We start from the raw sequence: 21,064 nt of genomic DNA on the forward strand, positions 1-21,064 counted from the left end.
TCCGAATGGCAAACGGCCCCGGTGTTGCACCGGGGCCGTTCCTATCACTGCATCGACGATCAGGACAGGCCGATCAGGCCCATGCTCTCCAGCTTCAGCAGCACCTGATGAGCGGCGCTGTCCACGTCGATATTCGTGGTATCGACGCGCAATTCGGGCTTGGCCGGTTCTTCATAGGGATCTGAAATCCCGGTGAATTCCTTGATCTTGCCTTCGCGCGCCATCTTGTACAGGCCCTTGCGGTCGCGGCGTTCGCATTCCTCCAGCGGGGTCGAGATGTGGATTTCGACAAATGCACCACCGGCTTCGACCATCTCACGCACGGCGCGGCGGGTCGCGGTATAGGGCGCGATCGGCGCGCAGATCGCGATGCCACCGTTCTTGGTGATTTCCGACGCAACATAGCCGATACGCTTGATGTTGATATCGCGGTGTTCCTTGGAAAAGCCCAGCTCGGACGACAGATGCTTGCGCACGACGTCACCGTCCAGCAGCGACACGGGGCGGCCGCCCATCTCCATCAGCTTGACCATCAGCGCGTTCGCGACGGTCGACTTGCCCGACCCCGACAGGCCGGTGAAGAACACCGTAAAGCCCTGTTGGGCGCGCGGAGGCGACGTGCGACGCAGCTGCTGCACGACCTCGGGGAAGCTGAACCATTCCGGAATGTCCAGACCCTCGCGCAGACGGCGGCGCAACTCGGTGCCGCTGATGTCCAGAACGGTGCTGCCTTCCGGAACCTCGTTCGCGGGATAATACTGCGCCTTTTCCTGCACATAGACCATGTGCTTGAAGTCGACCATTTCGACGCCGATTTCGTCCTTGTACGTCGTGAACAGCTCCTGCGCGTCATAGGGACCATAGAAGTCCTGACCGGCGCTGTTCTTGCCCGGACCGGCATGGTCGCGGCCGACGATGAAATGCGTCACGCCGTGGTTGGCGCGGATCAGGCCGTGCCACACCGCCTCGCGCGGGCCGGCCATGCGCATGGCCAGGTTCAACAGCGACAGGTTGGTGGTGGCAGCCGGATACTTGTCCAGCACCGCCTCATAGCAGCGCACGCGGGTGAAATGGTCCACGTCGCCCGGCTTGGTCATGCCCACGACCGGATGGATCAGCAGGTTGGCCTGTGCCTCGCGTGCGGCGCGAAAGGTCAGTTCCTGATGCGCGCGGTGCAGCGGGTTGCGGGTCTGGAACGCCACGACGCGGCTCCAGCCCAGCTTCTTGAACATGGTGCGCAGTTCGTTGGGCGTGTTGCGGCGGGCACGGAAATCATAATGCGTCGGCGCCTGCAGGCCCTTGACCGGGCCACCCAGATAGACAGGCCCTGCGACATTGTGCAGATAGTTCACCGCCGGATGCGCCAGATCGTCGGCGCCGAACACCTTTTCGGCCTCCAATGCCTTGTTCGGCACCCATTTGTCGGTCAGCGACATGATCGCCAGGATCACGCCCTCTTGGTCGCGCAATGCGATGTCGGTACCCGGCTCCAGCCCTTCGGCGAATTTCTCGGATACGTCCAGAGTGATGGGCATCGGCCACAGCGCACCCGAGGCCAGACGCATGTCGCTGACAACGCCGTCATAATCGGCCTGGGTCAGGAACCCTTTCAGCGGGTTGAAGCCGCCGTTCATCAGCAGTTCCAGATCGCAGATCTGGCGGGGCGTCAGGTCCCAGCTGGGCATCCGCCCGGCATCGTCCTTCAGCGCGGCGGCGGACGCCTCGGAGACGTACAATTCGGGGATGGGGGCGTGCTTGGGCAGGGTCATGATCAGGACTCGTGGTTGCGCGACATTGATTCAACACGCGCATTCCGGGGAGGATAGCGCGACATGACGCGACGAATAGCCGCCACGAAAGCGATATTCAAGTCTGGGAAAACGCTATTGACACGAACCTGCCTGTCGCAATGCACGCCGGACCGTTAAGTTGACGCGATGAACGACCATACAAGCGAGAGATTGATGACCGACAACAGCCAAGCCACCCCCGACGAACAGCGCGCCCTGACGCGCGAGGAGCTGGACCTGGCCAACCGTTCGCGCCAGCCTGCCTTGGGTCAGTTGTCCGACAAGGAGGTGTCCGACCTGGTGGGGCTGCTGCGCATGCGTCGCAACCGCGCGCGTGACATTGCCGCCCGTCAGGGACGCGAAGCCCGCGGCAAGGCCGGGCCCAAAGGTGCCAACCCCGCCGGAGGAAACGAGGGCACGCGTAGCAAGGCCGAATACCTGACCGCCGCGATGGATCGCGCGATCGCAGAGCGCGACCGTCGCGAACCGCCGCAGGCCTAGACCAAGCTTGCGACGAGGCCCTCGGGCGCGATCTCGACCTCGCCCTGCGCCTCAAGGAAATGCGCGGCATCCAGCGCGGCCATGCACCCCATGCCCGCGCTGGTGATCGCCTGTCGATAGATGTGGTCGGTCAGGTCACCTGCGGCGTAAACGCCGGGAATCGACGTCCGTGTGCTGCCCGGTTCGACCTTGACGTAACCGCCGTTGTGCAACTCCAGCTGGTCCTTGACCAGCTCGCTGGCAGGCGCATGACCGATTGCCACGAAGACACCGTCAGCCGCGATGGTCCGGGTGGTTCCGTCACGCAGATCGCGCAGGACGGCACCGCTGACCCCGACCGGAGTGTCGGTGCCAGTGACCTCGGCCAGTTCGCTGTTCCAGATCACCTCGACCTTGGGATGGGCGAACAGACGATTCTGCAGGATTTTTTCGGCGCGCAGGCTGTCTCGGCGATGTACCAGCGTGACTTTGCTGGCGAACTTGGTCAGGAACAGCGCCTCTTCGACGGCGGTGTTGCCGCCGCCGATCACCACGACCTCGCGGTTGCGATAAAAGAACCCGTCGCAGGTCGCGCAGGCACTGACGCCGAAACCCTTGAATTTCTCCTCGGACGGCAGCCCCAACCAACGTGCCTGGGCGCCGGTGGCCAAAATGACCGCATCCGCTGTCACCACCCGGCCGCTGTCGCAGGTCGCGGTAAAGGGGCGGCTTTGCAGGTTCAGCGTCGTGACCATGTCGGTCACGATTTCGGCACCCATTGCGCGGGCATGGGCCTCCATCTTGACCATCAGTTCGGGGCCCTGGATCTCGGTTTCGCCGGGCCAGTTCTCGACCTCGGTCGTGATGGTCAGCTGTCCGCCGGGCTGCATCCCCTGGATCAGCATCGGCTCCAGCATCGCGCGGGCGGCATAGACGGCGGCGGTGTATCCCGCCGGGCCCGATCCCACGATCAAAAGTTTCACATGGCTGCGTTCGGTCATCTTGCGCCCCTTTCACGGTTTGTGCATGAGGTAGTCCCTCATGCGCCGGACTGCAACGCATCCCCGCCACGGACCGACGCAGACAAGATTGTTGCGCGGAATGGGTCGGTATCGTAGTTTCCGGAAACACGACGACTTGACAGAAGAAAGAGCCCCATGGCCGGCGCCAAACTGGATGACATCGACCGTAAGATCCTGGCCGAACTTCAGGCCGATGGGCGCATGACCAACGTCGAACTGGCCCGCCGGGTCGGCATTTCGGCGCCACCCTGCCTGCGCCGCGTCCGCACGCTGGAGGAACTGGGCTATATCCGCGGTTATCATGCCGATATCGACGCCCGGGAACTGGGGTTCGAGGTGCAGGTCTTTGCCATGGTCCGCCTTGCGTCGCAGTCCGAGCGTGACCTGTCCGCGTTCGAGGCGCTGGTTCAGGGCTGGCCGCTGGTCCGCGAATGCCACATGCTGAACGGAGAGATTGATTTCATCCTGAAATGCATTTCGCCGGATCTGTCGACGTTTCAGCGCTTTCTGACCAACAGCCTGACGGCCGCGCCAAACGTGGCCTCGGTCAAGACATCGCTGGTGATCAGGGGTGCCAAGGACCTGCCTGCCGTGCCCTTCGAGATCGTCGAGGAACGCGTCCGCGAAGCGGGCTGACTGTTGCGCAGGCTGGCGCGACTGACGCTGCTGCTCTGGTCGCTGGCGACTGTCGCGCTTACGGGCTGGATGCTGTCACAGAATCCGTTTGCGACATTGATGGTCGATCGTGGATTGGAACAGGACCGGACATCGCTAATGCGTGCGGTGGCCGACCGCGCCACCCCTGATTGGCTGATCCCCCGCCTGACCGCCGCGCTGGATGCGGATGACCGCCAGCGTGTCCAGGTCCTGATGGACCTGGCGCAGGATCAGGACACGCCCCTGCCCCCGGACCTTCGTGCGCGCGCCGATGCCGCGCTGGCGGTTAGCGTGCTGGACACGCTGTCCGATTGCGGGTCCTGCATGCGCGACGTGACCACCTGCCCCAGCCTGTCGCTGGTTGCCGCATGCACACTGCCATTCGAACTGTCGCCCGCGGGTGACGCCGCAGCCCTGATCCGCCAGGGCGGCACATGGGCCACCGGCGGCGACCCCGACGGCATCGAGGCCGCGTTGGCGACGCTTGGCCTTGCCGCCACTGCCGGCACGCTGGTGACCGCCGGCAGCAGCCTGTCGATCAAGGGCGCTGCGACAACGCTGCGTGTCGCGCGGCGCGCCGATGCATTGTCACCCGGCATGACCCGCGCCCTGTCCGCTGCGGCACGCAGCCCCGCACCGGCGCGTGCGCTGTCTGGCATAGCCGGCGACCTGCGGACCATCGGTCGGCACGCTTCGGTGCCGGAAATACTGCCGATCCTGCGGCTGGCCGACGATCCCGACGACCTGGGCCGATTGGCGCGCCTGTCGCAGGCGGCCGGTCCCGACACGACCCGCACGCTGACCGTTCTGGGAAAATCGGACAGCCTGCGCCTGATGCGCCGTCTGGCCGATGCCGCGGTTGCAACGGCAGGCCTGATCGCGCTGGTGGTGGGGCAACTGGCGGCACTGTTGGGCGCCGGGGTTCAGATGGTGGTGCGCCGCTGCCTGCGGCCCGCAACCATCACCCGCCGGATGCCGCCGCCGTTGATCCGCGTCTGACGCGATGGGTGTCTGTCCGGCAGTCGCGGATGGTTCGGACAGCGCGCGTTAAAGCGAGATGGCACTGATCAGGCGACCGTAATCGGCCTGACCCTCATGCGTGGAACGGCGATAGCTGAAAAAGCGGTCAGCGTCGGAATAGGTGCAATGCCGCGACCATTCGGCCTGAACCCCCGCCGCGCGCAGTCGTGAAAGACCGAAAGCAGGCAGGTCGAACATCGGACGCCCCTGTTGTCCCGCCGCAAAGAACCGGTCATTTTCGGGGTCATCGCACAGGAACTCTTCCATGAATTCCGGGCTGACCTCATAGGCGCCCTGGCTGATCGTGGGGCCGATCACCGCACGAATGTCCGTCGCCCCCAGATCGCGCATGGCCGCAACGGTGGCCTCGATCACGCCCGCGATGGCGCCACGCCAACCCGCATGACAAGCCCCCACGACGCCCCCTCCCGCATCTGCCAGCAGGACCGGCTGGCAATCGGCGGTCAGCACCGCCAACGCCACGTCGCGGCGCGCGGTGACAAGCCCGTCCGCCTTGATGTCCTCGACCAGGTCGATATCGTCGGCGTCCCGCAGGGTGACCACATCCGCTGAATGCACCTGCTTGACCGTCGCAAGCGGCAGGCCCATCGCCCCGGCCACGCGGGCCCGGTTGACCAGCACCATTTCGCTTTGGTCCGATGAGCGCCGACCACAGTTCAGCCCGGCGAACAGGCCAGAGGAGGCTCCGCCCTTACGGGTGAAAAAGCCATGCTTTACGCCTGAAAGCATGGGGTGGGTCAGGATTTCAAGCGTCGTCTGCATGGGCCTCCAGCGCGACAAATCCGGGCACGGGCGGCGCGCCCTTGGGCCAGATCGCGATTACCTTGAACAGGTGACCCATTTCCGAGGGGTGGGTCAAGCGCCGAAGCGCCGCCATGGCGCCCGTGTCGCCCGCAGCAGCCAACCGCGCGGCCCGTGCATCGGCCCCAAGGGCGCACAGCCAATCGCCCTGACGCACCGGGCGCGACACGATCGCCCCACCCCGCCAAGCCGCCGCTGCAAGCGCAGCAAAGTCGACATGCGCTGTCAGATCTGCCTGACCCGGATGGGCCAGGGGATCCTCGGGCGCGTGGTCGCGTAATGCCTGGAACGTATCGCCAAAGCCATTCCAGCTGCCATAATCGATCAGGATGGCGGCACCGCCATGGCGGGCGATGTGCCGGGCCGCGGCCTCGGCAAAGGCGGCGCCTTCGGGGCATTCCTCGACGATGTCGCCCTCGCTGCCGGCGCGGGCCAATGGCACGACAGGGCCAAGCCCCATGCGCAGCCCGTCGTCGGACAGCCCGACCATGCGTTCGCGCCAGCCATCGGTGGTGCGCTGATACTGGCGGATCGGCAGAGCGTCGATGAACTCATTTCCGATCATGAACAAAGGCTTTGATCCTGTATCCTCGACGCCTCCGATATGCGTGACCGCCCCGAGACGGTCGCGCTGGACGCCGCGCAGATGGGCCGACGCCTCGATCAGCGCGACTTCGGCCGCCGAAATCATGCCCGGCACCTGCCTGATCGCACGCAGCATGTCGGCCATCAGCGTGCCGCGCCCCGGCCCCGGCTCCACCAGTGCGAATGGCGCGGGCGCCCCCTGGTCGAGCCAGGCCTGAGCCAAGGCCAGGCCGCACAGCTCTCCGAACATCTGATGAACCTCGGGTGCTGTGATGAAATCGCCTGCCACGCCAAAAGGATCGCGCGTCGCGTAGTATCCGTGGCGGCTGTCCATCAGACAGATCTGCATGTAGTCGGCCAGCGTGATCGGCCCCGTCGCGCGGATGCGCGCCGCGATGATCCCGGCCAGCGGCGTCATTCCGACACGGTCGGCCGCCGCCGCGCATGGACCACCAGCGCCAGCCCGATCATCACCATCGGCAACGACAACGTCTGCCCCATCGTCAACCCGATGACGGGGCCGCCCAAAACATGGCCAAACGGATTGTCCGGTGTGATGAACTGGGCATCCGCAACGCGAAACAATTCGACGAATATCCGTGCAAGCCCATATCCCGTCAGGAAAATTCCGAACGCCAATCCGGGGCGACGCAGCCCACCGGCGCGGACCACGACCAGCAGGATCAGCCCCACCAGCAGACCTTCAAGGCCCGCTTCGTACAGCTGGCTGGGGTGGCGGGCGCATGGACCGATGATGCCCGCGCAGGCCTGCGCGGCCTCTCCCGGAAAGATCACACCCCACGGCAGGTCGGTGGGACGACCCCACAGTTCGGCATTGATGAAGTTGGCAATGCGCCCGAAAAAGATGCCGATCGGCGCGACCACGGCCATCGCATCGGCCAGCCGCAGTACGGGCACGTCATGGCGGCGCGACCAGAACCAGGTGGCCACGATCACGCCGGCGAACCCGCCGTGAAAGCTCATTCCGCCCTGCCAGACCTGCAGGATCTGTCCGGGGTTCGACAGATAATAGGCGGGTTCATAGAACAGGACGAACCCCAATCGACCGCCCAGGATGACCCCCAAGATCACCCAGGTCAGCAGGTCGTCGACGCGATCGGGCGCGGTGGGCGGTGTGCCGCCCCACAATGCCGGCCGGCGCATCATCGCGACGATAAGCTGCCAGCCCAGGATCAGCCCGGCCAGATAGGCCAGCGCGTACCAGCGCAACGACAACGAAAATCCGCCCACTGTGAAGGTAAAGATTTCGGGGGCAATTTCAGGAAACGGGATCATGGCGCCTCGGGTCTGCGATTTGCCGCGCACGCTAGTCGTCAAAGCCGCACTGTCAACATTGAACCCAGGGCCGCATCGGACCATATAGGCAGCAATGCAAGTCAAAGGGGTACCGCCAGATGACCACCCAGAACCGTTTTTTCGATGACATGTCCAAGTTGATGACCAATGCGATGGGCGTAGCCCAGGGCGCACGAAGCGAGGCCGAAACAGCGATGAAGGGATGGGTCGACCGGTGGCTGGCCGATCGCGATTTCGTCACCCGCGAAGAGTTCGAGGCCGTCCGCGAAATGGCGATCAAGGCGCGTACCGAAAACGCCGATCTCAAGGCGCGTCTGGATGCGCTTGGCGCGGGACGCGACCAGCCTCAGGGCTGAATCACCGTCTGTCCCACAAGCACCCCCGCGCGGTCATAGACCAGGATACGGTCGTCCATGGTCAGAACGATGATGCGATCGGTCCCAAAGGTCACCGCGCGGGTCTGTGTATTCTGGGGCAAAGTGATCGTATCGGGCAGTTCGGGCAGCGCCGGCTGGTTCAGCCGCACCCATAGCAGCACCACCACCGCGATTATCCCCACCCCCATGACAAGCGTCAGCCCCGTCACAAGCGTCTTTAGAAAACGCAGTTCCGGGACAGCTTTCGCCGCCACCTTCCAATCGGTATCATCCTGCGCCATGTCGATCCTTTCCGTGACCATTCCGGCCAATCCGCCCGACCGACTTGATAAGGCGCTTGCCATGGCGGTGCCAGAGGACGCGGCTCTGTCGCGGTCCCGCCTGGCGCGCCTGATCGCCGATGGAGCGGTTGCAGGCCCGGACGGGCCGGCACGCGACGTCAAGGCACGCGTTGCCGAGGGGCAGAAATACCGCATCACGCTGTCCCCGCCCGAACCCGTCGAAACACAGGCCGAAGCCATTCCGCTGGTCATCGCGTACGAAGACGATGACCTGATCGTGATCGACAAGCCCGCCGGAATGGTCGTCCATCCCGCACCGGGCAGCCCCACGGGCACGCTGGTCAACGCGCTTTTGGCGCATTGCGGCGATTCGCTCTCCGGCATCGGCGGCGAAAAACGCCCCGGCATCGTGCACCGCATCGACAAGGATACATCCGGCCTATTGGTCGTGGCGAAATCGGACCGCGCGCATCATGGTCTTGCTGCCCAGTTCGAGGCGCATACCGCCACGCGACGATATCTGGCACTGGCGCATGGGGCGATCGACGCCGCCGATCCGCGTTTGCGCGGCACGCCGGGCGTGTCGTTCGAGGAGGGGTTGGTGCTGCGCATCGGGACGCAACTTGCCCGCCACCCGACAGACCGTCAGCGTCAGGCCGTCCATGCCGACAAAGGTCGCCATGCCGTGACCCGGGCGCGGCTGTTGGAACGGTTCGGGACGCCGCCCTCGGCAATGCTTGTCGAATGTCGGCTGGAAACGGGACGGACGCACCAGATCCGCGTGCACATGGCCCATTGCGGTCTGGGCCTTATCGGTGACCCGGTCTATGGCGGCTCACGGCGCGCATCGGCCAAGGCGCTTGGCGGGGCGGCTGCAGCTGTTCAGGCTTTCTCGCGTCAGGCGCTGCATGCCGCGCATCTAGGGTTCGTTCATCCGCTCAGCGGGGATCAGATGGGGTTCGACAGCCCCCTGCCCGACGACATGCAGGAATTGCTGGACACGCTTCGCGCCGCCCCTTGACGCGATCGGCATCCGACCACACATGACATTGCCCCGCGGATGCGGCATCCTGTCCCGGAACCGGGCCATTCGACGGCGCGTTACCCGGTCTCTGCGAAAGGCGAATATCATGGCGACTTATGGAAATCTTCCCGCCCCCAGCCCGGAACAGGGTCTAAACCGCTATCTGCAAGAGATCCGGAAGTTCCCGTTGTTGGAACCGGAACAGGAATATATGCTGGCCAAGGCGTGGGCCGATCACGAAGACAGTGATGCGGCGCATCAGATGGTCACCAGCCACCTGCGTCTGGCAGCAAAGATTGCGATGGGATACCGCGGCTATGGCCTGCCCCAGGCAGAAGTCATCAGCGAGGCTAACGTGGGGCTGATGCAGGCGGTCAAGCGTTTCGACCCGGAACGCGGGTTCCGTCTTGCCACATACGCGATGTGGTGGATCCGCGCATCGATCCAGGAATACATTCTGCGGTCATGGTCGCTGGTCAAGATGGGTACCACCAGTGCTCAGAAAAAGCTGTTCTTCAACTTGCGCAAGGCAAAGTCCAAGATCGGCGCACTGGAAGAGGGCGATTTGCGGCCCGAAAATGTCGCCCAGATCGCGACCGAGCTGAACGTCACGGAAAAAGAAGTCGTCGACATGAATCGTCGTTTGTCCGGCGGTGATGCGTCGCTCAACGCGCAGGTCGGCTCCGGTGACGGCGAATCATCTGCGCAATGGCAGGACTGGCTGGAAGATACCAACGCCAACCAAGCCGATGCGTATGCCGAGACCGAGGAACTGGACACCCGCCGACAGATGCTGATCGACGCGATGGACGTTCTGAACGATCGCGAAAAGGACATCCTGATGGAACGGCGGCTGCGTGACGATCCAATGACGCTCGAGGATCTGTCCAGCCGCTACAGCGTGTCGCGTGAGCGGATCCGTCAGATCGAAGTTCGCGCATTCGAAAAACTGCAGGAACGGATGCGCACGTTGGCCCGCGACAAGGGAATGCGGATCGCCGATCCTGTCGATTGAACCGCGCTGCATTGACGCAACGCGGCGTGGCGCTATGGTCTGGCAACCCTGCAGGATTGCCCTAGACCATGCCCGCGCCCCTGACCGCCCTTACTGAATTTCAGCGCCTCGAAGCGCAGGGCTCTTGGCGCGAGACGCCTCAATCGCGCTTGCGCGAGGTCGTCGTTTCAGTGGGCGCTGCCACCCTCATGATGATGGACCCAAAGTCGGATCGTCCACTGGCGCATTGGTCGCTGCCAGCGGTCACTCGCATCAATCCGGGTCAGCTGCCTGCCACCTATACGCCGAATGGCTCTGAACCCGATGAGACGGTCGAGATCGATGATCCGCTGATGATAGAGGGGATAGAGCGCGTGCAGCGCGCTATTGCTGTCCACCGCGCTGTGCCGGGGCGGCTGCGCGGTGTCGTCACGGTTCTGGCGGTGATGGCGATGCTGGGGGCGCTGATTTTGTGGCTGCCCGATGCCATGATCCGGCATGCCGCCCGGATCGCCCCGCCTGCACAATCGCGGACCATCGGCCTGGCTGTTCTGGCCGAGCTGGAGAAAAGCGCCGGCGCTGTATGTCGCCGCAGCTCTGGGCAGCAGGTTCTTGATTGGATCACACCGACGCTGATCGGAGACGATGCGTTGGTCCAGGTGGTGCCCGCCCCTTTGAACGGCGCACGACGCCTGCCGGGTGATGTGTATGTTCTGGGCAACGACCTGCTGACGACCACCCCCGGTCCCGAGGCGTCTGCAGGTCACCTGATTGCGGCCCGCCTGGCGGTCGAGGACAAGCAGACGACCCTTGACGCGCTGCAGTATGCCGGCTTGATGAATGCGCTGCGCCTGATGACGCTGGGCACCCTGTCGCGCAATGCCATGCAGGGCTATGGAGAGGCGCTGTTGGCCGATACGCCCCCGCGGCCCGACTTGGCGACCCTGCCCCCGGCCTTCGCCGAACGTGGCCTGTCGACTGAGCCCTATGCGCGCAGCATCGATCCGACCGGTGCCGCCGTCTTGCCGTTAATCGAGGCCGACCCGATCCGTCAGGGGACCGAACCCGTCAGCCTGCTGACGGATGAACAATGGCTGGCCCTGCAACAGATCTGTGCGGGCTGATCCCCTCAGACGAACTGTTCGCGCAGCAGCCGTTCGTCCAGCCCGTGTCCCGAATCGAACAGCAGCCGGTGGCATATGTCGTCGGCACTGCGAATTTCGACACGCGTGACGTGGCGGACCGACCGGCTGTCGGCATCGGCCATGACGGGGCGGCGATCGGCGTTCAACACCTCTATCACCACAGTTGCGCCCTTTGGCAGCAGCGCCCCCCGCCAACGACGCGGGCGGAATGGGGCGATTGCCGTCAACGCCAGCACCTCTGACCCGATGGGTAGGATCGGGCCATGCGCGGAATAGTTATAGGCCGTCGATCCCGCGGGGGTGGCAACCAGCGCACCGTCACAGACCAGTTCCTCCATCCGCAGACGACCGTCCACGTGGATGCGCAGCTTGGCCGCCTGCGGCCCCTCGCGCAGCAGGCTGACCTCGTTGATGGCCAGTGCCTCGGTACAGGTCCCGTCGGCACAGGTGGCGCGCATCCGCAGCGGGTTGATCGCCGTCTCCTCGGCCAGGGCCAGGCGGTCGGTCAGGTGGTCCTCGGCATAGGCGTTCATCAGGAACCCCACCGTGCCGCGGTTCATGCCATAGACCGGCAATCCCCGACCCTGTGTGGCGTGCAGCGTCTGCAGCATGAAACCGTCACCCCCAAGGGCCACGACAACCTCTGCACGGTCCAGCGGGGCCTGGCCATAACGCGCCGTCAGTGCGGACCATGCCGCACGGGCCAGATCGGCCTGACTGGCGGTAAAATGCACGTTGCGCGTCATCGGCCGTCCCGTTCCCTGATGGACCCGCACCATCACGCGACCCCGGCGCGATGACAAGCGCATTTCGCGGTGCGTCGCAACGGACGGGATGCGGGTCGTTTTGTCACTTTCGGCATGCGCGACGTTGCGTTAAAAGACGCCAACCCAAGCCGCCCCAGCCAAAAAAGGACGAAAGACCGATGAACGCACCGACCCGCGACAACGGCTTCTTTACCGAAACCCTGGCCAGCCGTGACCCCGACATTGCCAAGGCGATCACCCAGGAACTGGGCCGCCAGCGCGACGAGATCGAGCTGATCGCCTCCGAGAACATCGTCAGCCGCGCCGTGATGGAGGCTCAGGGTTCTGTCCTGACCAACAAGTACGCCGAAGGCTATCCGGGCAAGCGTTATTACGGCGGCTGTCAGTATGTCGACATCGCCGAAAACCTGGCGATCGAACGCGCCAAGGAGCTGTTCGGCTGTGCCTATGCCAACGTCCAGCCCAACAGCGGCAGCCAGATGAACCAGGCCGTGTTCCTGGCGCTGCTGCAGCCGGGCGACACGTTCATGGGTCTGGACCTGAATTCGGGCGGTCACCTGACCCACGGATCGCCGGTCAACATGTCGGGCAAGTGGTTCAACGTCGTCAGCTATGGCGTACGCGCGCAGGACCAGATGCTGGACATGGATGCGATCGCCGAAAGCGCGCGCCAGCATAAACCCAAGCTGATCATCGCTGGTGGCACCGCCTATAGCCGCAGCTGGGACTGGGCTGCATTCCGCGCGATCGCGGATGAGGTCGGTGCCTATCTGATGGTCGACATGGCCCATATCGCGGGACTGGTCGCGGGTGGCGTGCACGCCTCGCCCGTGCCGCATGCCCATGTGGTGACCTCGACCACGCACAAATCGCTGCGCGGCCCGCGTGGCGGCCTGATCCTGACCAACGACGCGGACATCGCCAAGAAGGTCAACAGCGCCGTGTTCCCCGGCCTGCAGGGCGGCCCGCTGATGCATGTGATCGCCGCCAAGGCCGTGGCCTTTGGAGAGGCCCTGCGCCCTGAGTTCAAGACCTATGCCGCACAGGTCGTCAAGAACGCCGCCGCCATGGCGGACGAGCTGATGAAGGGCGGCATCGACATCGTGTCGGGCGGCACCGACAACCACCTGTGTCTGGCCGACCTGCGTCCCAAGGGCGTGACCGGCAAGGCGACAGAGGCCGCATTGGGCCGCGCGCACATCACCTGCAACAAGAACGGCGTGCCGTTCGACCCTGAAAAGCCGTTCGTGACCTCGGGCATTCGTCTTGGCGCGCCCGCAGGCACCACCCGGGGCTTTGCCGAGGCCGAGTTCCGCCAGATTGCCCGCTGGATCGTCGAGGTCGTGGACGGCCTGGCCGCCAACGGCGAGGACGGCAACACCGCGGTCGAGGACAAGGTCCGCACCGAGGTGGGTCAGCTGTGCGCCCGCTTCCCGCTGTATCAGGGCATGTGATCCCGTCTGATCGCTGACCGGCTTATCCCGCCGCGCAACCGCGCGGCGGGATCTTTTGTTCGTGCCATTTGCACAGCCTGCAGTTTCGCGCCATGGTTCGTGCGGACACCAAGGGAAGAGAGCAGATGACACCCCCCAATCGCCCCCAGGCCGAGCCACGCTGGAGCCTGGTCGGCCCCGGCCTGGTCGTGGCCGCCACAGGCGTCGGCGCCGCCGACCTGATCGCCACCACCGTCGCCGGCAGCAAATACGGCTATGCCCTGCTGTGGGCCGTCGTCGCGGGCTGCATCATGAAGATCGTGCTGGTCGAGGGTGCGGGCCGTTACACCCTGGCCACCGGCAACACCATCTTCGAAGGTTGGAGCACGCTTGGCAGATGGACCAGCTGGTATTTCGGCCCATACATCGTGATCTGGGGCTTTGTCTATGGCGCGGCGGCGATGGCCGGGACCGGGCTGGCGCTGACATCGCTGATGCCGTTTCTGGGCGTTCCGGCCTGGGGCATCCTGTCGGGGCTGACGGGGTTGGCACTGGTCTGGTCGGGGCGGTACGACCTGTTCGAACGGGTTCTGACCGCGATGGTCATTCTGATGTTCGTGGCCATGGTGCTGGCGGCCGCCGCGACCCTGCCCAATCTGGGTGAAATCGTGACGGGTCTGGCACCGATGATCCCCGAAGGCGCGATGATCAACGTGCTGTCCGTCGCCGGTGGCGTGGGCGGTACGATCACGCTGGCGGCCTATGGCTATTGGCTGCGTGAAAAGGGTTGGGACAGCCCGCGGTTCATGTCGGTCATGCGCATCGATAATGCGGTCGCCTATCTGGTGACCGGACTGTTCGTCGTCGCAACGCTGATCGTGGGGGCGGAACTGCTGTATTCCGCGGGCATCGCGATCGGCAATGGTGATCAGGGCATGGTGGATCTATCGCGCGTCCTGGACGAACGCTATGGCCCGTGGCTCAGCAAGCTGTTTCTGGTCGGGTTCTTTGCGGCGTCGTTCAGTTCGCTGATCGGGGTCTGGAACGGGGTCAGCCTGATGTTCGCCGACTTTCTGGGCCATGTGCAGGGCAAGGCGCATGGCGATCCCGCCCGCCTGTCGGGCGGGCGGTACTATCGCGCCTATGTGCTGTGGCTGACGGTGCCGCCGATGGCGATGCTGTTTCTGGGCCAGCCGATCTTCCTGATCCTGGCTTATGGCGTGCTGGGCGCGCTGTTCATGCCGTTCATGTCGGTCACGTTGCTGTGGATCCTGAACACCAACCGCGTACCGGTCGAATGGCGTAATAACCTGCTGACCAACATCATGCTGGCCATCTGCACGCTGGCCTTTGCCGCGCTGGCTGTGGATCAGTTGCGCAGTTCGATCATGCGGTTGTTTTAGGTTTGCCACGCCGGCTTGCGCCGGTCGAAAAACGCCGCGATCCCTTCGGGGGCCTCGGCACCCTGCCAGACGGCGATTAGACGGTCGATGCTGTCCTCGATGACCGCCTCGTCGATGCGCGGACCAAGCGCGCGGCATTGCGCCTTGGCCGCGGCGACCGCGCCGGGTGCCGCCTGCAGAAAGGGCGCGATTTCGGCCTCGATGGCCGCGTCCAGATCGGCCGGCGCCACGTGGCGCGACACCAGGTTCAGGGTCACCGCCTCCGTGGCGTCGAACAGGCGGGCGGAAAAGAACACCCGCCGCGCGGCAGGCTCGCCCATGCGCGCGACGACATAGGGCCCGATGGTCGCGGGGATCAGGCCAAGACGGACCTCGGTCAGACCAAAGCGTGCGGTATCCGCTGCGATCACGATATCGCTGACCGCCATGATGCCCAAGCCGCCCCCAAAGGCATTTCCATGCACCCGCGTGATCAGCGGTTTTGGTAGCAGGTTCAGCGCCGACAGCATCCCGGCCAGCGCACGCGCCCCCTCGCGCCGCGTTGCATCGTCTGCGGCCATCTGGCCGCGCATCCAACCCAGATCGCCCCCCGCGCAGAAACTGGGCCCATCGCCCGCCAGCACGACCACGCGGACGGTCGGATCGGCCCCCAGATCGGCGGCGGCGTTGGTCAGTTCGTCCATCATGGCGCGCGACAGGGCGTTATGCTTGTTCGGGCGGGACAGCGACAGGGTCGCCACGCCGCGTGCGTCACGGTCGATGCGGATCGTGTCAGGCATCGGGGGTCTCCCTTAATGCGCGTGCCATGGCGGCGGCACGGGTGATGATGTTCATGTCCAGTCCATGCGCGAAACCACGCGCAGTCAGGTGCCGGGCCAGCGCCTCGGTCGCCACGTTGCCCGCAGCCCCCGGCGCATAGGGGCAACCGCCCAGCCCCCCGACCGCGGCGTCAAACACGCGCAGCCCGCGATCCAGGCTGACATCGACATTCTGCAGCGCCCGCCCGGCGGTGTCGTGATAATGCCCCGCCAACCTGTCAGCCGGCAGTTCGTCCAGCACGGCGGACAGCATCGCGTCGATCGTCTCGGGCCGGCCCTGACCGATCGTGTCGCCCAGGCTGATCTGGTCGCAGCCCATCTCACGCAGCGCCGCCGCCACGCGCGCCACAGCCGCAGGCGGTGTCGGCCCGTCGAACGGACAATCGGTCACAACGCTGACATAGCCGCGCAACGCGACCCCGTCCGCCCGCGCTGCCTGTGCGACCGGTACCAACCGGGCCAGTACGTCGTCGATAGATGCGTTCAAATTCGCCCGGCTGAACCCCTCGGACGCGCTGGCAAAGATCGCCACCATGTCGGCCCCGGCCGCCCGTGCCGCCTGATAGCCGCGCAGGTTCGGCGTCAGCGCCGCATAGCGCGTGCCGGGGCGGCGGGTGATGCCCGCCATGACATGTGCCGCGTCCGCCAACTGCGGCACCCAGGTCGGCGGGACAAAGCTGGTCACCTCGATATGCGCAAAGCCCGCCTGGCTCAGCAGATCGACCAGCGCGATTTTGTCAGGGGTGGGGATCAGACGCTTTTCGTTCTGCAGCCCGTCGCGGGGACCCATCTCGAAGATCTCGACAGGCTCAGCCATCGGCGGGCTCCAGTCGGATCAGCGGGGCGCCGGCCTCGACCTGGTCGCCGGGTTGGGCCAACACCTCGGCCACGATGCCGTCGGCGGCGGCGGTCAGGCTGTGCTCCATCTTCATGGCCTCCAGCGCCGCCAGACGGTCACCGGCGACAACCGTCTGGCCCGCCACGACATGCACCGCCTTGACCAACCCCGGCATGGGTGACCGCGTCACGCCATCACCCGCCGCATCTGCCGCCTTGCGCGCCAGCGGGTCCAGCGGCCTCAGGTGCACGACCCGCCCGCCAAAGACGCTGACACCTGCGGAATGCACGACGACGCGGTGGCGGCAGGGCTGTCCGTCGACCCACCAGCGGTCCGATTGCCAGCGGACATCATGCGCATGGTCCAGCGTGACACGGGCAGCACCCGGTCCGGTGACCTCCAGCAGGGCCTGCCCGCGCTGCCATGCGATGGTCCGGCGCAGCGGCTGCCACAGCGTGGCCCCGCCGCGCGTGTCGCGATCGGCCAGCCCGGACAGGCCGATGACCCCCAGCACCAACGCCGCCGGGTCCGCCGCACCGCCGTCCATCAACGCGGGCAGATCGCGCGCGATCAGGCCGGTATCGACATCGCCCCGGCGAAAGCCCGAATGGCGGGCCAGCGCGATCAGGAAATCAAGGTTGGTAACCGATCCCGCCACCTCGGTGTCGACCAGCGCCTGTTCCAACGCGCGCAGCGCAATGGCGCGGGTCGCGCCCCATGTGATCACCTTGGCGATCATCGGGTCATACCACGGGCTGATCGCATCGCCGGGGCGCACGCCGGTCTCGATCCGGGCGCCGCCCGGAAAGCGCAGGTGCGACAGGCGGCCGGTGGCAGGCAGGAACCCCGCCGGCACATCCTCGGCATAAAGGCGCGCCTCGAAGGCATGGCCGGTCAGGGTGATCTGCTCCTGCCGCGCGGGCAGCGGCTCTCCGCTAGCAACGCGCAATTGCCATTCCACCAGATCGATGCCGGTGATCGCCTCGGTCACGGGGTGTTCGACCTGCAGGCGGGTGTTCATCTCCATGAACCAGAACCCGTCGGGTCGCAGGCCGTTCGCGCCGTCCACGATGAACTCGATCGTCCCCGCCCCGGCATAGCCGATCGCCTCGGCCGCGCGGACGGCCGCCCCGCCCATTGCCGCCCGCATTTCGGGGGTCATGCCGGGGGCCGGGGCCTCCTCGATCACCTTCTGATGGCGGCGCTGCAGGCTGCAGTCGCGTTCGTACAGATGCACGGCGCGGGTGCCGTCGCCAAAGACCTGAACCTCGATATGGCGCGGCTGCAGGATGTATTTCTCGATCAGTACGGCGGGGTTGCCGAATGCGCCCTGCGCCTCGGACCGGGCGCTGTCCAGCGCGTCGCGGAACGTGGCAGGGTCGTCCACGCGCCGCATCCCCTTGCCGCCGCCGCCCGCCACGGCCTTGATCAGCACCGGATATCCGATCTGATCCGCCTGCCGCGCCAGGTGATCGGCATCCTGATCCGCGCCGTGATAGCCGGGCACCACCGGCACACCTGCCTGCTCCATCAGCGCCTTGGCGGCATCCTTGAGACCCATCGCCCGGATCGCCGCAGCGGACGGCCCGATGAAAACCAGACCTGCCGCCACGACCGCATCGACGAAATCGGGATTTTCGGACAGGAACCCATAGCCCGGATGGATGGCCTGCGCCCCCGTTGTCTGTGCGGCCGCGATAATGGCGCCCCCCCGCAGATAGCTGTCGGCGGGCGCGGGGCCGCCCAGATGCACGGCCTGATCGGCCATCTGCACGTGGCGCGCGTCGCGGTCGGCATCGGAATAGACCGCCACCGTCGCCACGCCCAGGCGGCGGCAGGTGTCGATGACGCGGCAGGCGATTTCGCCCCGGTTGGCGATCAGGATCTTGTCGAACATGTCGTGCCCCTCACATGCGGAACAGGCCGAACCGCGTCGGCTGGATGGGTGCGTTCAGGCTGGCACGCAGCGACAGGGCCAGAATGTCGCGCGACTGGCGCGGATCGATGATCCCGTCGTCCCACAGCCGCGCGGATGCATACAAGGGATGGGACTGGCGTTCGAACATCTCGACTGTGGGGCGCTTGAACGCGGCCTCGTCCTCGGCAGACCAGGTCCCGCCCTGACGCTCGATCCCGTCGCGGCGCACGGTGGCCAGAACGCCGGCAGCCTGTTCGCCGCCCATCACACCGATGCGGCTGTTGGGCCAAGTCCACAGAAATCGCGGGGAATAGGCCCGTCCTGCCATGCCGTAATTGCCCGCGCCAAAGCTGCCGCCCACCAGCATGGTGATTTTCGGCACGTTGGTGGTGGCCACCGCGGTGACCATCTTGGCACCGTGGCGGGCGATGCCCTCGTTCTCGTATTTGCGACCTACCATAAAGCCGGTGATGTTTTGCAGGAACACCAGCGGAATGTTGCGGGCGCTGCACAACTCGATGAAATGCGCGCCCTTTTGGGCGGCCTCGCTGAACAGCACGCCATTGTTGGCAACGATACCGACGGGGCAGCCCTCGACATGGGCAAACCCGGTGACCAGCGTCTCTCCGAACCGAGCCTTGAATTCGTCGAAACGGCTGCCATCGACGATACGGGCGATCACCTCGCGGATGTCGTAGGGGGTGCGCAGATCGGCGGGCACAACGCCCAGAATCTCCTCGGGGTCGTATGCAGGAAGTTCAGGCGATTGCCAGACGACAGTGTCGGGGCGGCGGCGGTTCAGGTTGGCGATGGCGCGGCGGGCCTGGGCCAGGGCATGGGCGTCATCCTCGGCCAGGTAATCGGCCACACCGGACAGACGCGTGTGCACGTCGCCGCCGCCCAGATCCTCCGATGTGACCACCTCGCCCGTCGCGGCCTTGACCAGCGGCGGACCGGCCAGAAATATCGTGCCCTGCCCGCGCACGATGATCGTCACGTCGGACATGGCAGGCACATAGGCGCCGCCCGCGGTGCACGACCCCATGACCACGGCGATCTGGGGGATGCCCTTGGCGCTCATCCGTGCTTGGTTAAAGAAGATGCGGCCGAAATGGTCGCGGTCGGGAAACACCTCGTCCTGATTGGGCAGGTTCGCGCCGCCACTGTCGACCAGATAGATGCAGGGCAGCCTGCATTCTTCGGCGATCTCCTGCGCGCGCAGGTGTTTCTTGACCGTCATCGGGTAATAGGTGCCGCCCTTGACTGTCGCGTCATTGGCCACCACCATTACGTCCTGACCATGGACCCGCCCCACCCCGGCGATGACGCCCGCACAAGGTGCCGCGCCGTCGTACAGGCCATGAGCGGCCAGCGCACCGATTTCCAGGAACGGGCTGCCGGGGTCCAGCAGGTTCGCCACGCGTTCGCGCGGGGGCATCTTGCCGCGGCTGACATGGCGTTCCTGCGCCTTGGGGCCGCCCCCTGCAATGGCGGTCAGCGCGGCTTCGCGCGCGGTCTGCAGCAGGGCCAGATGCGCGGCGCGGTTGGCGCGAAACCCTTCGGACGACGGCAGCTCGGTCGAGGTCAGTTTCATCCTATTGTCTCCTCGGCCAAGTCCGGATTGCGCGGGGCCAGATGAATGACCATGCCGGTCACAGCCATTGCCAAGGCGCCCGGAATGGCGATCTTTCGACGATCGTAAAGGTTGGTGAACGAGCGGCGCTGTTCGACACTGTTGCGCCCAAGTGTTCGCTGTGCCGTTACATGGTTGGCCGTCGCGGCGTCAGACGCACATCCGTGTCTCCTCCGGTCGCACGGCGTCGTGGCCGACGCGCTGCCGGGATTGCATGGTCCGTCCAACCGATCAGGGCGCGGCCTTGCCGCACCACCGATGTTGAACGGGGGCGCATTGCTCATGCGGCGTCTGCCGTGTCGTCGCGCGCTACCCCCGGCATGGTTGATCCTGGCAGACGTCTTCGGACCGTTCGCGCGACTGGCAGTGGCAAGGCGATCGGGGTCGATCACGCCCATATGGGTGACAAGCGCCGGTTTCCGGTGCCAGTCTGGTGCGATGATGACCAAGACAATGCCCGTGCGACGCAGGCACAGGTCCTGCACCGTGCGGCCGAACTGCCTGGGCAGTGCAGGACTGATTCCGGCAGTCATTCGTGCTGCCCAGCACGCGGCCACCGCCCGCAACAGCCGCCGACGCGCCGTCAGGACGTGGTCTGCACCATCTGTGTCTACGACATTCGGCAGCGTCCTTGCCATTACGATCGACGCGGCGCGCCTGACCGGATGAGGCCCTTTGTCGTTGTCGATGATCGCCACCCGGTCGATGACCTGGTCGCGATGATGAAACATGTACGCCAT

The 21,064-nt window shown here is 65.5% G+C and carries 21 protein-coding genes; 9 read left to right on the forward strand and 12 right to left on the reverse strand.

Features of this window, described 5'->3' with window-relative positions; all coding sequences use genetic code 11:
* Positions 1-59: 59 nt before the first annotated feature.
* Positions 60-1,769: a bifunctional sulfate adenylyltransferase/adenylylsulfate kinase gene (locus ACJJVR_RS14645; protein WP_405405642.1), complete on the reverse strand. Its 1,710-nt coding sequence runs from the start codon at positions 1,767-1,769 to the stop codon at positions 60-62.
* 195 nt (positions 1,770-1,964) lie between these two features.
* On the opposite strand from ACJJVR_RS14645, the gene ACJJVR_RS14650 reads away from it, so the two are divergent.
* Entirely contained in the window at positions 1,965-2,291 is a 327-nt protein-coding gene (locus tag ACJJVR_RS14650; RefSeq protein WP_405405645.1) for a hypothetical protein, read from the forward strand.
* Here the strand turns inward: ACJJVR_RS14650 and trxB are convergent.
* Positions 2,288-3,271, reverse strand: coding sequence for a thioredoxin-disulfide reductase (trxB, locus tag ACJJVR_RS14655; RefSeq protein ID WP_405405646.1), 984 nt, complete (start codon positions 3,269-3,271; stop codon positions 2,288-2,290). The two genes, ACJJVR_RS14650 and trxB, sit on opposite strands and share 4 nt — an antisense overlap.
* A gap of 156 nt (positions 3,272-3,427) precedes the next feature.
* Here trxB and ACJJVR_RS14660 point away from each other — a divergent pair, with 156 nt between their 5' ends.
* Together ACJJVR_RS14660 and ACJJVR_RS14665 are read left to right on the forward strand one after the other, a co-directional pair.
* Positions 3,428-3,928: an Lrp/AsnC family transcriptional regulator gene (locus ACJJVR_RS14660; protein WP_405405647.1), complete on the forward strand. Its 501-nt coding sequence runs from the start codon at positions 3,428-3,430 to the stop codon at positions 3,926-3,928.
* Positions 3,929-3,931: 3 nt separating this feature from the next.
* Positions 3,932-4,948 carry a hypothetical protein gene (locus ACJJVR_RS14665; RefSeq protein ID WP_405405648.1) on the forward strand — a complete coding sequence of 339 codons (1,017 nt, stop codon included), beginning with the start codon at positions 3,932-3,934 and terminating at the stop codon, positions 4,946-4,948.
* Positions 4,949-4,996: 48 nt separating this feature from the next.
* On the opposite strand, the gene pgeF is transcribed toward ACJJVR_RS14665, so the two are convergent.
* Genes pgeF through lgt form a run of 3 tightly spaced genes read right to left on the reverse strand, consistent with a single transcriptional unit; the run spans position 4,997 to position 7,672 of the window.
* Positions 4,997-5,752 (reverse strand): peptidoglycan editing factor PgeF, encoded by a 756-nt coding sequence (gene pgeF, locus ACJJVR_RS14670; RefSeq protein ID WP_405405649.1) that lies wholly within the window; start codon positions 5,750-5,752, stop codon positions 4,997-4,999.
* Positions 5,736-6,794 carry a class I SAM-dependent methyltransferase gene (locus tag ACJJVR_RS14675; RefSeq protein ID WP_405405651.1) on the reverse strand — a complete coding sequence of 353 codons (1,059 nt, stop codon included), beginning with the start codon at positions 6,792-6,794 and terminating at the stop codon, positions 5,736-5,738. Before ACJJVR_RS14675 ends, pgeF begins: the two co-directional genes overlap by 17 nt.
* Positions 6,791-7,672, reverse strand: coding sequence for a prolipoprotein diacylglyceryl transferase (gene lgt / locus ACJJVR_RS14680; protein WP_405405652.1), 882 nt, complete (start codon positions 7,670-7,672; stop codon positions 6,791-6,793). The genes ACJJVR_RS14675 and lgt overlap by 4 nt, the downstream gene beginning before the upstream one ends.
* A gap of 119 nt (positions 7,673-7,791) precedes the next feature.
* Between lgt and ACJJVR_RS14685 the strand changes: the two genes are divergently transcribed.
* Positions 7,792-8,049, forward strand: coding sequence for an accessory factor UbiK family protein (locus ACJJVR_RS14685; protein ID WP_405405654.1), 258 nt, complete (start codon positions 7,792-7,794; stop codon positions 8,047-8,049).
* On the opposite strand, the gene ACJJVR_RS14690 is transcribed toward ACJJVR_RS14685, so the two are convergent.
* Positions 8,040-8,351 carry a DUF6476 family protein gene (locus tag ACJJVR_RS14690; protein ID WP_405405655.1) on the reverse strand — a complete coding sequence of 104 codons (312 nt, stop codon included), beginning with the start codon at positions 8,349-8,351 and terminating at the stop codon, positions 8,040-8,042. The two genes, ACJJVR_RS14685 and ACJJVR_RS14690, sit on opposite strands and share 10 nt — an antisense overlap.
* On the opposite strand from ACJJVR_RS14690, the gene ACJJVR_RS14695 reads away from it, so the two are divergent.
* From ACJJVR_RS14695 to ACJJVR_RS14705, 3 genes are all read left to right on the forward strand, one after another.
* Positions 8,350-9,372, forward strand: a complete 1,023-nt coding sequence (locus ACJJVR_RS14695; protein WP_405405657.1) for an RluA family pseudouridine synthase — start codon at positions 8,350-8,352, stop codon at positions 9,370-9,372. The genes ACJJVR_RS14690 and ACJJVR_RS14695 overlap by 2 nt on opposite strands.
* 109 nt (positions 9,373-9,481) lie before the next feature.
* Entirely contained in the window at positions 9,482-10,390 is a 909-nt protein-coding gene (rpoH, locus tag ACJJVR_RS14700; RefSeq protein ID WP_405405658.1) for an RNA polymerase sigma factor RpoH, read from the forward strand.
* A 188-nt stretch (positions 10,391-10,578) separates the two neighbouring features.
* Complete coding sequence (locus ACJJVR_RS14705; protein ID WP_405405659.1) at positions 10,579-11,493, forward strand: hypothetical protein; 915 nt, start codon at positions 10,579-10,581, stop codon at positions 11,491-11,493.
* A gap of 5 nt (positions 11,494-11,498) precedes the next feature.
* Here ACJJVR_RS14705 and ACJJVR_RS14710 read toward each other — a convergent pair whose 3' ends face one another.
* A complete protein-coding gene (locus ACJJVR_RS14710) occupies positions 11,499-12,323 on the reverse strand; it encodes an NAD kinase (RefSeq protein WP_405405661.1) in 825 nt (274 codons plus the stop codon).
* 116 nt (positions 12,324-12,439) lie between these two features.
* Here ACJJVR_RS14710 and glyA point away from each other — a divergent pair, with 116 nt between their 5' ends.
* Entirely contained in the window at positions 12,440-13,735 is a 1,296-nt protein-coding gene (glyA, locus tag ACJJVR_RS14715) for a serine hydroxymethyltransferase (protein WP_405405663.1), read from the forward strand.
* Between the two features lie 125 nt (positions 13,736-13,860).
* Positions 13,861-15,117, forward strand: coding sequence for an Nramp family divalent metal transporter (locus ACJJVR_RS14720; RefSeq protein ID WP_405405665.1), 1,257 nt, complete (start codon positions 13,861-13,863; stop codon positions 15,115-15,117).
* On the opposite strand, the gene ACJJVR_RS14725 is transcribed toward ACJJVR_RS14720, so the two are convergent.
* From ACJJVR_RS14725 to ACJJVR_RS14745, 5 genes are read right to left on the reverse strand one after another with little or no spacing between them, the layout of a single operon-like run.
* Positions 15,114-15,896: a crotonase/enoyl-CoA hydratase family protein gene (locus ACJJVR_RS14725; RefSeq protein WP_405405667.1), complete on the reverse strand. Its 783-nt coding sequence runs from the start codon at positions 15,894-15,896 to the stop codon at positions 15,114-15,116. The two genes, ACJJVR_RS14720 and ACJJVR_RS14725, sit on opposite strands and share 4 nt — an antisense overlap.
* Positions 15,889-16,752: a hydroxymethylglutaryl-CoA lyase gene (locus ACJJVR_RS14730; protein WP_405405669.1), complete on the reverse strand. Its 864-nt coding sequence runs from the start codon at positions 16,750-16,752 to the stop codon at positions 15,889-15,891. Before ACJJVR_RS14730 ends, ACJJVR_RS14725 begins: the two co-directional genes overlap by 8 nt.
* Complete coding sequence (locus ACJJVR_RS14735; RefSeq protein WP_405405671.1) at positions 16,745-18,670, reverse strand: acetyl/propionyl/methylcrotonyl-CoA carboxylase subunit alpha; 1,926 nt, start codon at positions 18,668-18,670, stop codon at positions 16,745-16,747. The genes ACJJVR_RS14730 and ACJJVR_RS14735 overlap by 8 nt, the downstream gene beginning before the upstream one ends.
* Positions 18,671-18,680: 10 nt before the next feature.
* Complete coding sequence (locus ACJJVR_RS14740) at positions 18,681-20,285, reverse strand: carboxyl transferase domain-containing protein (protein ID WP_405405672.1); 1,605 nt, start codon at positions 20,283-20,285, stop codon at positions 18,681-18,683.
* Positions 20,282-21,064, reverse strand: coding sequence for a hypothetical protein (locus ACJJVR_RS14745; RefSeq protein WP_405405673.1), 783 nt, complete (start codon positions 21,062-21,064; stop codon positions 20,282-20,284). Before ACJJVR_RS14745 ends, ACJJVR_RS14740 begins: the two co-directional genes overlap by 4 nt.

Source organism: Paracoccus sp. Ld10 (assembly GCF_045064235.1).
GTDB lineage: Bacteria > Pseudomonadota > Alphaproteobacteria > Rhodobacterales > Rhodobacteraceae > Paracoccus.

What these genes read in the sequence shown, in the direction of transcription:
- lgt (WP_405405652.1), bottom strand. Translation starts at nt 7,672, where the DNA reads ATGATCCCGTTTCCTGAAATTGCCCCCGAAATCTTTACCTTCACAGTG.
- ACJJVR_RS14720 (WP_405405665.1), top strand. Translation starts at nt 13,861, where the DNA reads ATGACACCCCCCAATCGCCCCCAGGCCGAGCCACGCTGGAGCCTGGTC.
- ACJJVR_RS14660 (WP_405405647.1), top strand. Translation starts at nt 3,428, where the DNA reads ATGGCCGGCGCCAAACTGGATGACATCGACCGTAAGATCCTGGCCGAA.
- ACJJVR_RS14645 (WP_405405642.1), bottom strand. Translation starts at nt 1,769, where the DNA reads ATGACCCTGCCCAAGCACGCCCCCATCCCCGAATTGTACGTCTCCGAG.
- rpoH (WP_405405658.1), top strand. Translation starts at nt 9,482, where the DNA reads ATGGCGACTTATGGAAATCTTCCCGCCCCCAGCCCGGAACAGGGTCTA.
- ACJJVR_RS14725 (WP_405405667.1), bottom strand. Translation starts at nt 15,896, where the DNA reads ATGCCTGACACGATCCGCATCGACCGTGACGCACGCGGCGTGGCGACC.
- ACJJVR_RS14650 (WP_405405645.1), top strand. Translation starts at nt 1,965, where the DNA reads ATGACCGACAACAGCCAAGCCACCCCCGACGAACAGCGCGCCCTGACG.
- glyA (WP_405405663.1), top strand. Translation starts at nt 12,440, where the DNA reads ATGAACGCACCGACCCGCGACAACGGCTTCTTTACCGAAACCCTGGCC.
- ACJJVR_RS14730 (WP_405405669.1), bottom strand. Translation starts at nt 16,752, where the DNA reads ATGGCTGAGCCTGTCGAGATCTTCGAGATGGGTCCCCGCGACGGGCTG.
- ACJJVR_RS14705 (WP_405405659.1), top strand. Translation starts at nt 10,579, where the DNA reads ATGATGATGGACCCAAAGTCGGATCGTCCACTGGCGCATTGGTCGCTG.
- ACJJVR_RS14735 (WP_405405671.1), bottom strand. Translation starts at nt 18,670, where the DNA reads ATGTTCGACAAGATCCTGATCGCCAACCGGGGCGAAATCGCCTGCCGC.
- ACJJVR_RS14685 (WP_405405654.1), top strand. Translation starts at nt 7,792, where the DNA reads ATGACCACCCAGAACCGTTTTTTCGATGACATGTCCAAGTTGATGACC.
- pgeF (WP_405405649.1), bottom strand. Translation starts at nt 5,752, where the DNA reads ATGCAGACGACGCTTGAAATCCTGACCCACCCCATGCTTTCAGGCGTA.
- ACJJVR_RS14675 (WP_405405651.1), bottom strand. Translation starts at nt 6,794, where the DNA reads ATGACGCCGCTGGCCGGGATCATCGCGGCGCGCATCCGCGCGACGGGG.
- trxB (WP_405405646.1), bottom strand. Translation starts at nt 3,271, where the DNA reads ATGACCGAACGCAGCCATGTGAAACTTTTGATCGTGGGATCGGGCCCG.
- ACJJVR_RS14695 (WP_405405657.1), top strand. Translation starts at nt 8,350, where the DNA reads ATGTCGATCCTTTCCGTGACCATTCCGGCCAATCCGCCCGACCGACTT.
- ACJJVR_RS14690 (WP_405405655.1), bottom strand. Translation starts at nt 8,351, where the DNA reads ATGGCGCAGGATGATACCGATTGGAAGGTGGCGGCGAAAGCTGTCCCG.
- ACJJVR_RS14745 (WP_405405673.1), bottom strand. Translation starts at nt 21,064, where the DNA reads ATGGCGTACATGTTTCATCATCGCGACCAGGTCATCGACCGGGTGGCG.
- ACJJVR_RS14710 (WP_405405661.1), bottom strand. Translation starts at nt 12,323, where the DNA reads ATGCGCTTGTCATCGCGCCGGGGTCGCGTGATGGTGCGGGTCCATCAG.
- ACJJVR_RS14740 (WP_405405672.1), bottom strand. Translation starts at nt 20,285, where the DNA reads ATGAAACTGACCTCGACCGAGCTGCCGTCGTCCGAAGGGTTTCGCGCC.